General features: G+C 32.2%; 8 protein-coding genes and 1 pseudogene. 7 read left to right on the forward strand and 2 right to left on the reverse strand.

The features are described 5' to 3' along the window. Nucleotides 1-11: 11 nt before the first annotated feature. A complete protein-coding gene (locus VKJ25_RS03595; RefSeq protein ID WP_324235256.1) occupies nt 12-1,898 on the forward strand; it encodes a hypothetical protein in 1,887 nt (628 codons plus the stop codon). Nucleotides 1,899-2,030: 132 nt separating this feature from the next. Here VKJ25_RS03595 and tnpA read toward each other — a convergent pair. Then, nucleotides 2,031-2,482 (reverse strand): annotated as a pseudogene (gene tnpA, locus VKJ25_RS03600) (IS200/IS605 family transposase). A gap of 229 nt (nt 2,483-2,711) precedes the next feature. Between tnpA and VKJ25_RS03605 the strand changes: the two are divergent. From VKJ25_RS03605 to VKJ25_RS03630, 6 genes are all read left to right on the forward strand, one after another. Continuing rightward, entirely contained in the window at nt 2,712-3,578 is an 867-nt protein-coding gene (locus VKJ25_RS03605) for a class I SAM-dependent methyltransferase (RefSeq protein ID WP_324235257.1), read from the forward strand. 80 nt (nt 3,579-3,658) lie between these two features. Then, entirely contained in the window at nt 3,659-4,204 is a 546-nt protein-coding gene (gene rfbC, locus VKJ25_RS03610; protein WP_324235258.1) for a dTDP-4-dehydrorhamnose 3,5-epimerase, read from the forward strand. Between the two features lie 503 nt (nt 4,205-4,707). After that, the gene (gene rfbD / locus VKJ25_RS03615; protein ID WP_324235259.1) at nt 4,708-5,589 is read left to right on the forward strand and encodes a dTDP-4-dehydrorhamnose reductase; all 882 of its coding nucleotides are present in this window, start codon (nt 4,708-4,710) and stop codon (nt 5,587-5,589) included. Between the two features lie 344 nt (nt 5,590-5,933). Continuing rightward, nucleotides 5,934-6,692: a thioesterase II family protein gene (locus VKJ25_RS03620; protein ID WP_324235260.1), complete on the forward strand. Its 759-nt coding sequence runs from the start codon at nt 5,934-5,936 to the stop codon at nt 6,690-6,692. 297 nt (nt 6,693-6,989) lie between these two features. Beyond that, on the forward strand, nt 6,990-8,687 hold the full coding sequence (locus tag VKJ25_RS03625) for a hypothetical protein (RefSeq protein ID WP_324235261.1): 1,698 nt from the start codon (nt 6,990-6,992) through the stop codon (nt 8,685-8,687). Nucleotides 8,688-9,122: 435 nt separating this feature from the next. Next, nucleotides 9,123-10,085: a glycosyltransferase family 2 protein gene (locus VKJ25_RS03630; RefSeq protein ID WP_324235262.1), complete on the forward strand. Its 963-nt coding sequence runs from the start codon at nt 9,123-9,125 to the stop codon at nt 10,083-10,085. A 195-nt stretch (nt 10,086-10,280) separates the two neighbouring features. Here the strand turns inward: VKJ25_RS03630 and VKJ25_RS03635 are convergent, their stop codons facing one another. Continuing rightward, nucleotides 10,281-12,545 (reverse strand): chromosome partitioning protein ParA, encoded by a 2,265-nt coding sequence (locus VKJ25_RS03635; protein WP_324235263.1) that lies wholly within the window; start codon nt 12,543-12,545, stop codon nt 10,281-10,283. Nucleotides 12,546-12,725 lie beyond the last annotated feature (180 nt).

A 12,725-nucleotide genomic window follows, 5' to 3' on the forward strand; every position in this document is an offset into this window, starting at 1 on the left:
ACTTTCTAATAATGCAAAATACCTTTTCCGGAACCAAAATATTATTACTAATCTTTTATATTTTCCCAGTATTATTACTTCTCTGGTTTCTAGGTAATTTTAGTGTCAATGTTCCCTATTGGGATCAATGGAGATTAACCTCTATATTTGAGCGAGTTGCTGAAGGGAATGCTACCTTTTTTGACTTTTTTACAGTACACGGACATCACAGAATATTAATACCTAAATTAATTATTACTGCTTTAGCTTTTGCGACTAAATGGAATACTCAAGCGGAAATAATTTGTAGTGTTATTTTTGTCATCATCACATTTTTTACTATCTACAAAATAGCCGAAATTCAATTTAAAAGTCAAAACCAAAATATTCTACATATAGCAAATATTTTAAGTTGTCTATTTTTATTTTCTTTAGTGCAACATCAGAACTGGTTATGGGGATTTACCATATTTTGGTTTCTGACAAACTTATGTTTAATAGTGGCAGTATATTTTATTTACGCTTTAGAGAATTTATCAGCAAAAACTAGAATATTTATAGCAGCAATATTTTGTTTAATTGGAAGTTTTACTCTAATCCAAGGATTACTTTCTTGGCTAGTTTTAATTCCGTTAATATTATCTATAGAAGGGAAAGTAAAACAAAAAATTAGTAGGCTAAGTATCTGGATTTTGCTATTTATAATTTCATGTATTGTCTACGCAATTAACTTTAATCCAATTCGAGAACCTAAACCATTTTTATTTACAGAAAAACCTTTTTTGATTATAAATTACTTTTTAGCAGTTCTCGGTTTACCTTTAGTGAGACTTCCCATTCTGGCAATTTTAACCGGATTAATATTATTGTCTGGTTTCCTATTTTTTACATATTACTTTCTCAGGAAAATTTTGTTTCAAAAAGAAAGTCAAGAATTAGGAAGAAAAAGTTATGGAGCAGAAACAATGAGTAGGCAATTTAGAGGTAAAATAATTTCTATTCCAGAAACTTTAGATGCACTTTTATTAACAAATTTAGACTTTTCTTCAAAGGCAACTATTCCTTGGTTAACAATAGGTACATTTTCTCTAATTTCTGCTGTATCTATTTCTGTAGGTAGAGCAGAATATGGAATTGAAAATGCTATGATTTCTTCCCGATATACAACTACGTCAATATTATTAATTATTTCTCTAATTTATCTTCTGGCTTTGTTTGTACAAGAGCAACAAAAACAAAAATATTTATCAATATATAAAATTTTAGCTGCCCTAATGACAGGAATTATAATGATTAATTCAGTATCTGTTGTGCGGAATATAAAATTAAGTTTTCCCTACATGGAAAGTCGGAAAGAATGTCTAGAAATCATTAACTATTTAGCAGATTCAGAATTTATCAAAACATCTCCAGATAGTTGTTTGGTATTAATGAATGGCAAAACTTGGTTGGTCAGACAAGGTGCAGAAATTATGGCAAAATTAGGATGGCGAGAATTTCCTCAAAATCTGGAATTTATCCAACAACCAAAACAAAATTATGGTTATTTAGATAATCCTCAAACAAGTGCAAAACCTCTAATTATTAAAGGTGATGAAAGTCTAAGTTTGGGAGGTTGGGCAATTAGACCAGATAGAAAAAAACAACCTAATTTAGTCTTGTTTTCTTCTGGTGAGAATGAATATTTTTTTGCTAATGCTATTGTTAATTTAGAGAGTAATGATATTGCTACAATTATGAAGTCGAAAATTTATAGTAGAGCCAGATGGAAAGTAAAATTTTTAGCCAAATCTTTACCTGTGGGAGAAACTGTTATTAAGGCTTGGGTTTATAATTCTAACAAACAAGAATTTGTCAAATTAAATGATGAATTAAAACTTAGAGTAGAAGGGAGTTCAGAAGATAATAATAACTTCTAAGATAGCCATGAAATAAATTATTCAACACCATCCCACCATGAAATAAATTTGATAGCTCATAGCTGAACTCCCTTAACAGGGACTGAAAATATCTAGTCCTTTGAAGAGGACTTAAGCTTTTAACGAAGGATTTTAATCCCTGGTATTATTAGAGAATTTTACAGGAGAATCCTCTTCATCAGTCATTTGTTCTAGATAAGAATTTACAGTTCCTTTTGAATGATGTTGTTTTTGATTATCGACATAAGCGATCGCTAGTTCTAATTGTTTTTGTCCCAAAGAAAAAACCCATATCCTCTTTGTCAAGCAAATTTATTTTCCTTCTGAGATAGAACATTATTTAGATAATGAGAACTACTACCTTTAATCTTTTTTACAAAATCAGAAATAGCTAAAGTAGGTGGGATTGAAACTATTAAATCAATATGATTTTCTACACCATTAATAGCATGAATAATATAATTAAGAGCATCAGCTTTGCCAATAATATAATGATAAAGTTGAGGTTCAATATTTTGTTTGATCAGAGGTGGTCTTTCTTTAGTTGACCAAACAAAATGATAAAAAAGTCGCCATAATGCTATTCTAATTTTTATCTTTTAAATATACAAATTTCAGGTGAAAATTGATATACTGCCCATAAATTTATTTCATGGCTAATAGCTTAAGTCCTCTTGAGAGGACTAAGTATTTTTAGTCCCTTTTCAGGGACTTGAGCTTTAAGCCTGGGATTTTAATCCCAGCCAGTATATCCTCATAGAATGATTTTAATCTCAGACAGTATATCCTAAAAAAATTAATTTTAATCAAAATATGATGTCAAAAAATCATTGCCCTTTATGTCAGGCAGATAAATTTAACTACTACAAAACAGGGGATGAATATTTATTAGCAAAATGTTCTGAATGTGGTATGGTATGGGATAATAATCCACCAGTAAATCCTCTTGCTATCTATCAAGAAGATTATTATAATAATGATTTCCCTAAAGGAGGATATTCTAATTATTTCCAAGGGATGAAAATTAATAGTCAGACTTTTCGTAAGCGTTTATTAAAAGCTGAGAAAAAACTTTCTGGAAAAGGTTTATTATTAGATGTTGGTTGTGCTTTAGGTGATTGTTTGCAGCAAGCAAAAGATTTAGGATGGGATAATCCTCAAGGTTTAGAAGTTTCTGAATATGCGGTAAATTTTGCTAAAGGTAGAGGTTTATCTGTATATCAAGGAGATTTATTTAATCATAATTTTGCACCTAATTCTTTTGACTTGATTATGTTGCAAGATATGATTGAACATACGACAAATCCTATGGCTCAGTTAACAGCAGCTTATCAACTTTTGAAACCTGGTGGATGGGTTTTTATTACTACTCCAAATGTGGGAGGATTTTGGCATAGATTATTGGGGTCTTTATGGTATCATTATAAGCCAACAGAACACTTGACATATTTTTCCCTAGATACGATAAAATTTGCTTTGGAAAAAAGTGGATTTTCTGATGTAGAATCAAAGCCAACCAATAATTTAATGAGTCTGGGATATATTTTGAATAGATTGAGGTATTATCAGGAGATTTTATTCTCTTTTTTACTTTCAATTTCTCAATTTATCAACCTAGATAAATTAGTCTTTAATTTATGGATAGGAGAATTAGAAGCTTGGGGGAGAAAAGACGGTTAACAGCTTCTTATAGTTAACAGTTATCAGTTATCAGTTATCAGCTTCTTCCTTCTTCCTTCTAACAACTGAGGTCAAAAAAAATGAATGTAATTGTAACAAAAATTCCTGAAGTATTGTTGATAGAGCCAAAAGTTTTCGGTGACGAACGTGGCTTTTTTATGGAGAGTTTTAATCAACGTAATTTTTCCGAAAAAACAGGAGTAAATCTGGAATTTGTACAAGATAATCACTCCCGTTCTCGCAAAGGAGTATTGCGAGGTTTACATTATCAAATTCAACAAGTTCAAGGTAAATTATTACGAGTAGTTGTAGGAGAAATATTTGATGTTGCTGTCGATATTAGAAAAAGTTCTCCTAGTTTTGGTAAGTGGGTAGGTTATCTTTTAAGTGCAGAAAATAAACGACAACTTTGGGTTCCTCCTGGTTTTGCTCATGGTTTTTTAGTAGTGTCTGAAACTGCTGATGTTTTGTATAAGACTACTGATTATTATGCACCTCAATATGAGCGTTCAATTATTTGGAATGATTCAGAAATTGGCATTGATTGGCCTTTGGATGGCATTGAAGTGAAATTATCTCAAAAAGATGAAGCTGGTACAACTTTGAGAGATGCTGATTTGTTTTAATAATATAATTCAAGATTCAGGAGTCATAAGTCAGAATATTATTTGCAAAAATTACTTACTATAATGATTATTTGGAGTTTAATTTTTCGTCATAACTTAATATTAAGACAGAATGAAAGTTGGTAAATTATCAAAGGGTAAAATTATCAAACCTCGAAAATTGAGAATTATGAATGTTGGGATAAACTTTCTAACTAAAGTAATTTTTGAGAGAGGGTAAAATTTTGCCTATATGCTGACTTAAAGACAGAAGGAAAATTGCCAAATTATCAAACTGTAAAATTATCAAAACTCAGAATTAATAATTTCTAAAATTTCGGCAAACTTTCTAGCTGAATATTTTCCAAAGAGGGTAAATTTTTGCCTATTTGTTGAGCTAAAGCGAGAATTAAGAAATCTGGTTCTCTGAGCATTTTACAGCTAAAGTTATTTTTGATTTCATAACTTTATGAAATCAATAAAATCGAAAAATTAAATTTAAACTAACTAACCAAAAATCACAAATGAAAATATTATTAACAGGTATCAACGGACAACTAGGAAACCAACTACAACCCCTGCTCACAAAAGCAGGAGAAGTAACCGCAGTAGGACGAGAAAATTTAGACTTAGCCAACTCCAATGCCATCTCTCAAATTATAGAGCAAATTAAACCAGAACTAATTATTAATGCCGCGGCTTATACAGCAGTTGACAAGTCTGAAAATGAACCAGAATTAGCTAATTCTGTTAATAGTATCGCTCCTGGAATTATAGCAAAAGAGGCTAAAAAGTTAGGAGCAACTTTAATCCACATTTCTACCGACTATGTTTTTGATGGTACTCAAAGCACTCCCTACACAGAAACCGACCCCACAAACCCCCTCGGAACTTATGGTAAGTCTAAGTTGGCTGGAGAAGAAGCTATTCGAGAAACAGAGGCTAATCATATTATTATTAGAACAGCTTGGGTTTATGGAGTTTATGGAAAAGGTAATTTTGTCAAAACTATGTTGCGAGTAGGTAAAGATAGAGAAGAATTAAGAGTAGTTTACGATCAGGTTGGTTGCCCAACTTGGACGGGAGATTTAGCAGAGGCGATCGCTCAATTTATTCCTCGTCTTAATGAGGAAACTTATGGAACTTATCATTATACAAATAGTGGAGCTATTAGTTGGTACGATTTTGCTATGGCTATTTTTGAAGAAGCAAAACAACTGGGTTTTCCTTTGGAGGTAAAAAGGGTGGTTCCTATTACGACTGCGGAATATCCAACTCCAGCAAAACGCCCTGCTTTTTCAGTTTTAAATGGTGGGAAAATTGCCAAAGTTTTGGGAAATCATTCTCCTTATTGGAAAGATAGTTTGAGGCAAATGTTAAGACAGTTAGTTGCTGTAAATAATTAACAATTAGCTTTTTTTATTTTTGGGGTTTTGAGAAATTCTTTGATTGATTAAGTCATTCTTTACCTTCTCTTGAGTATAAAAATATTTTCTTGAGATTGATAGATACAAAATTTGACTTCAACAGACTATATCTATAGTCACCCAAAACTATGGCGCTATAGTTTTTATGTCTGAAAATCTATAGGTAGATTCAGCAATTAAAAGTTAATAATTACTTCTCCTTAAAAGTGAGAGAATCTATCAATAGAAAAGAAATATTATTTCCCTGTTTTCAATTCCCTCACGGTTTTAACTAAAGGTAATTATTTATTAATTATCCATTATCAATTATCCATTATTAATTAATGAATATTACTCCTTCTCCTTGGGTGAAAATATTTCAACCCATTTCTCAACCGACCCTGCGTTTATTCTGTTTTCACCCTTCCGCTTCTGGTGCTTCCTTGTTTCGCACCTGGGAAAAATACTTGCCTTCTAATATAGAGGTATGTGCTATACAACTACCAGGTAGAGAAACTAGAATTAAAGAACCTTTAATTACAAAATGGGATAAACTTTTACTTCCATTAATTCAAGCATTAAAACCCCTAATTATAGAATATCCCTTTGTATTTTTCGGGCATAGTCTTGGTGTCGCCGTCTGTTTTGAAGTAGCTTGTCAATTACGAAAGGCAAAACTTCCAACTCCTAAATGTCTATTTGTTTCAGGTCGTTATGCTCCTCACATTCTTGCTGATAACCCAGTTCATCAAAAGTCAGAACAAGTTTTAATGTCTAAATTTCGTGACTACGGTGGTACTCCAGAAGCGGTGTTACAAAACCGAGACCTAATGGAATTATTTTTACCTATTTTACGAGCAGACCTGACTCTGCATGAAACATATATTGAATCAGGTGAACCTCCTTTTGAGTTTCCCATAGTTGCTTTTAGGGGTAAAAATGATGGTGAAGTTAACTATCAAGAATTATTTGAATGGAATCATTATACTCTCGCTTCTTTTGACTTACATGAATTTCCAGGAGGTCATATGTTTTTCCAAAAGGAGCCAAAAGTTTTAATTGAGACAATTTTAAAGTTTGTTAGTTTAGGGAGTAGGGAGTAGCAAGAAGTAAAGAAGGAAAAAGTAAAGAACTGAAGAATAATTTAGTTATATAGGTGTGAAGGAATAGATGTTGAAAAAAAAGGAAAAAATGATGGAGATAGCTATTTCAAATTAATTCATACATCTGTGGCAAAATCGGTGTCTGACTCTGCCATTGCTATTTCAAATTAATTCATACATCTGTAGCAAAATTCATGTCTTGCTTTGCGATTTATGTTAATCAAAAAAAAGTCAAAGATTACTTTTCTAATTATCACTACCATAGCAATTTTACTCCCAGCTTTCTATATACTTTTTATGATATCGAAAGCAGGAGAACTACTAAATTTTGATTATTGGTGGATGATTAAAAATATCTATTCTATAGATGGTTTTTCCAATAATATTTTTGACTGGATGTTTCGCGCCAACGAACATTTTGTCTTAATTCCTGCCATAATTTATGCCCTAAATATTATTCTTACCAAAGGTTCCAATATTGGGTTGTGTCTAGCGACATTTTTCCTAGCTTTTATTCAAGGAATTTTCTTAATTATATTAGTACCCAATACTCTCAAAAAATATCCGCCGATACTTTTATTATTAATTTTATTCATATCAATTTTTAACTTTACTCCCGCTGCTGCTCATAACTGGATGCGCGGATATAGTGGAGTACATTGGGTAATTGCTAATTTATTTGTTATTGCCTCAATATTTTGTGTTAAAAAATTACTAGAATCTCAACAAAATAGATTTGTTATTGCCAGTATAATATTCGGAATTTTAGGATGTATTAGTTATAGTACCGCTCTAGGAGTTTTCCCGATATTATGTGCAGTTGCTATTCTCTATAAGTTGCCAAAAAAACTTACTATCTCTTATGTATTTGTTTCTGTTTTAGTAATAGGAACTTATTTCTTTACTTACACAACACCATCTCATCATCCGTCGTTATCTAAACTAAATTTTATTAATATAATTGCCTATGTTCCTGTTTATCTAGGAGCAATTTTTACTCATAATATTCCCATCGCTTCCGCAATAGGTTGGATAGGATTAATTTTAACAGGAATATTTTTTATTTATTGGTTATTTCTATCTTATCCGCAAAATTGGTTTCCTTGGTTATCCATAATAATTTATACTTTTGGAACTGCTTTAATGGCAGCAGTTAGTCGTTCTGGTTTTGGAATAGAACAAGCGATCGCTTCTCGTTATGCAACTCTACCTTCTCTATTTTGGTTAAGTCTAATTATCCTAATTTTTCTATGGTTAGAAAAACAGCAACTTCCCCCCAGAAAACAATGGTATTTTGTTATGCCATTGGTGACAGTTTTAACAGTTTTAACTATATCAATGTATCAAGTAGGAACGGCAACTTTTAGAGAAATTGCTCATCGGGCAACTTTTCAACCTTTAGTAGCATTATCGTTACAATTAGGAATTTCCGATCCGACTTTAATTAAGGAAAAAGTTGGCAACCGTCCTGCTGCTTTTTTAGGATTAGTTGATGCTTTAAAAGCTGATGGTTTAGTACCTTTTCATAGAGATATAAAACAGAATAATTTTTGTGCTAGTTTGGGTGAGAAAATTGACTCTAATTTATTAAGTACTAAACTGCCAGAAAATTTTCAGGGATATTTTGATAATGTGACTAAATTTTCTCCGACTACAGCTAGAGTGAATGGATGGGTGAGTCAAGTTAAAGGTCAAAATTCAAAGGTCAAAAGTGAAGATAATTTTCCAATTAAATGTATTGTGATTTTGAATCAAGAAAATGTAGTTAAAGGTTTTGGGATGTTAGGTTTTCCTCGTGCTGATGTAGCAGAACTTTTAGGAGCAGAATATGAATTTTCAGGTTGGAAAGGATATATTGAAGTCAATGGTCAAAGGTCAAAAATCAACAGTGAAGAAAATATTTCAATCTCAGATAATGAAGTTTTAACAGCTTATGTGAAGTTGAAAAATCGCCAAAGTTGGATAGCTTTAACTAATCAATATAATTTTGATTAATTTGATATATCTCAGAAAAAAGTCATTTATTCAAAAGTAAAAACAGGAAATTTTCAGAGATTATGTGAAATTGAAAAATCGCCAAAATTAGATAGTTATAACAGATAAAGGGGTGTATCTCAATATTTATTTGTAAAAATCTTTTTTCCTATTCCCTCCATACCTATTCTCAGTTAAGTGTTCCCTAAAAGTGATGAATCTTAAGCTAGTTTATGTTAAATTAAAAAATTGTCAAGATTAGATAGCTTTAGCAAATCAACATAGTTTTAAATAAAACAGTGGGAACATCTTGCTCCCTTGCATTATGATTATATTTGTTAATGAAACAGTGGGAAACTATTCCTCCCTTACTAGATGTTGTTTGCTACTATTTGATACTGCTTTTTATTCTTTACTATTCCCTGTTCCCAGCTAAGTGTTTCCTATAATTTAACCTTGAATAATAAATACCTCAGTTTTGTAATTCCAGTTTATAACGAAGAAGCCACAATCAAACCCTTGTTTGAGAGAATTTTAGATGTAATTAATTTAATAGAAATTGATAGTTATGAAATAATTTTTGTAGATGATGGAAGTAGCGATCGCTCTTGGATAGAAATTAATGAATTAATCAAAAAATATCCCCATAAGATTAAAGGAATTAAACTAAGAAGAAACTTTGGAAAATCTTCTGCTTTATCTGCTGGATTTAAAAAGTCTAGAGGAAATATTATCTTTACTTTAGACGCAGACTTACAAGACGACCCTACCGAAATACCTAAATTTTTAGAGAAGTTAGAGTCAGGACATGATTTAGTTTGTGGATGGCGAAAAAATCGTAATGACCCTCTTTCTAAAACATTACCATCGAAATTATTTAATAGAGTTACATCCATTTTAACGGAGGTAAAATTACATGACTTTAACTGTGGATTCAAAGCTTATAAAAAAGAAGTATTAGACTGTATAAAAGTTTATGGAGAATTACATCGTTATATTCCCGTATTAGCTCATAGTTTAGGATTTAAAATTACTGAAGTACCTGTACAACATCATCGCCGAAAACAGGGAAAATCTAAATATGGTTTAGAACGTTATACCCGTGGATTTATTGATTTATTAACAGTTTTAGCCACTACTCATTATTTACATAAACCAGGTCATTTGTTTGGAAGTTTAGGATTATTTTTTGGTGTCATAGGAATGACTTCTTTGGGTTATTTAACTATACTTTGGTTTATGGAAGTTCGACCTATAGGTACTCGACCTTTATTTTTGTTTGGAATTTTGTGTATTATTCTCTCTGTACAGTTAATATCTTTGGGAATTTTGGCCGAATTAATTACTAAAAATGTAGATAATAATTATGTGGATAAACAGATTTGTGAAGTGGTAGAAATTCCCGAAAAAAATGGATAATTAGTTGGCCTCAAAACTATATCTCTGTGTTATCATAAAAATTAACAAAAGTCAAGCGTACAGACCATATTTTATCAGTGCGATTTTTCAGGAACCGTGCATCCTGGTCTCGTCTTGATTGCCCTTAAAAAAACGCAGTATTTTTAGTCCTCAGAAGAGGACTTGAAGCTCTGAGCCAAAAAATTTAATCTTTGGCTAATTAACATTAGTCAAACTTTGGAACTTACCAGTAAACCTATTAAAGAATAACTCTAAAACCGTCCGTTTACCAACATTAATATTAGAGTTAATTGCCATACCATTCTGCAAACCAATTTCCAGGTCATTCTCGTGACCCAAAACAAAAGTTTGCCTTTCTAATTCAATTTTAGTTTCAAAAGAAAAATAAGCTCTTCCTTCTTCTTGACTTGGAGGAATAGCATCATTACTAATAAAAACAACCTCCCCTGTTGCAGTACCAAATTCATTAGCAGGTAAAGCTTCAACTTGTACTTCTACAGGTACACAGTCTACATCTTTTAAGCCTAACTTTTCCCGATTTTCTCTCAGTTCCGGACAAACACATTTCTTGCCCGGTTCACATTGAATAACCTCCCCACCAGCCAACTCTTGTTCGTGATAAAGTTCCAATTTTTTGCGTTTATCATTCAAAGCCTTTAACACCAAAGCAACATCTTTATTCTGAATATAAACGACAGCTTCTAAACCTTCATCATCATCCAAAACTGTTAGTAAAGGTTGAGTTTGTTGCGCTTCAAAAGAAGCATCCTCACATCTTTGTGGTTGAATATCTCCTGGTTGCAAAACTTCTTTAATGACATATTGACAAATAGGGTCTGTATTTATATCTAGAGAAGACTCTTCTTTAGTTGTCGGTTGTAAATCAAAAATTACCCCAGAAACTGGGGATTTTAAAACTTGATTATCACGGGCTTCTTCTAACTTTTCTATCTGAGCATTAACCTCAGTTAGTCGCTTATTATTGTCTAGTTGTAAACGAGTAAATTGAGAATCTATTCTAGCAATTTCTCTACCTTCATTTTCGGCAGTTCTAGCATAAAGTTCTCTTGCCCAAGCATCTCTAGTATTTTTTAATTGTTCCTTAGTTCTCCTAATAGATACAATTAAACGTTGTTGTTCTAACTTAGCTCTTTGAACTTCTGCTTCACGGGCTTTAACTTCTCCTGCCCTGGCATTAATCTCAGCTTGCCGAGAATTAATTTCTCCTTTTCTAGAATTAATTTCTCCTTCTAAAGTATTAATATTTGCTAATTGAGAATTAACCTCTCCTTGTCTAGCATTAATATCAGCCAACCGAGAATTAATTTCTCCTTTTCTAGTATTAATTTCTCCTTTTCTAGAATTAATTTCTCCTAATCTGGTATTAATTTCTCCTGCCCTAGACTGTATCTGGTCTTGCTGTCTTAACATCTCACTCTCACCCCGAAACACTTCTTGTTCCTGACGTTTTTTTTGCAATTCAGCGATCGCTCCTTCTTCTACCAAAGGAGATATTTGCTCCAAAATTCCTTGGTTAGAATTTAACACCTTACCCGACTTTTCTAACTGCCCTTTAGCTAATTCTAATTGTTCCTTAGAATACTTTAATTGTTCTTGAGAATATTCTAATTGCGCCCTAGTATTATTCAATTGTTCCCTAGTATTATTAAGTTGTTCCCTAGCAAATTTTAGTTGTTCTTGTGCAGTTTTTAATTGGTCATTAGCATAAACTCGCTGTTGCTCAGTATTTCTTAATTGTTGTCTAGAAAACTCTAATTGTTGTCTAGAATATTGCAATTGGTCTTGGGCTACTCTTAACTGTTCTTTAGCAGCTTCCTCCTGTTCTTTTGCTTGTTCAAGTTGTTTTTCTAGCTCTCTGATTTGTAATTCTACAGTACCCACACGAGAATTATATTCAGCTTTATAATTGACATATAATCCTTGTAAACTTGGGTCAATATTGACAAAACCACCCCTGTTTAAATAAAGTTCATTAATTAGAGCGCGATAGGCTTGATTTTCTGATATTCTTGTTTGCCTTTCTTGAGCAAGTTTCTGTAAATCTGGTGGTAAATCTGTGGGAACTTTGCCATCCAATACTTCTTGGTAAAACTTGTTTTCTCTTTTAATAGTTTCTCTTAATTTTATGGCAGAACCTAAGTCTGCACTAGGAACAGTAGGATTAAAAGTTAATAATGGTTGATTCTTTTCCACGCGATCGCCACTTTCTACATGAAGTCTAACCACATTCCCACTGGTAGGAGCTTGGACATCTATAGAACCATCCTTCAGTTCTAATTTACCTATTGCGGGTATAGCTTGGTCTATCTGAGCAAAATAAGCCCAAATTACTGCTGAACTGGTCATTAACATAATCATCCAGAGAAATAGTCTAGATAGTATGGCTGGTTTCTCTAGAATTACTGGTTGTTCGCTTAGTGATAGAGATTGGTCTTGCATTTGATTATAATTTAGAATGTAGAATTTATAATTTAGAATTCTGACTCTTCAAAAAGAGGGCGGGTTTAGATAAATCTGAGATTAAACAGAGAAATTTCTGCTCAAACCCGCCCCTACATAATTATTAATTATCCATTGAAACAGTAGGGGCGGGTTTCACAATACCGCTAACGGTTTTCA

It is taken from the genome of Okeania sp., assembly GCF_035285525.1.
In the GTDB taxonomy this organism is placed as follows: Bacteria; Cyanobacteriota; Cyanobacteriia; order Cyanobacteriales; family Microcoleaceae; genus Trichodesmium.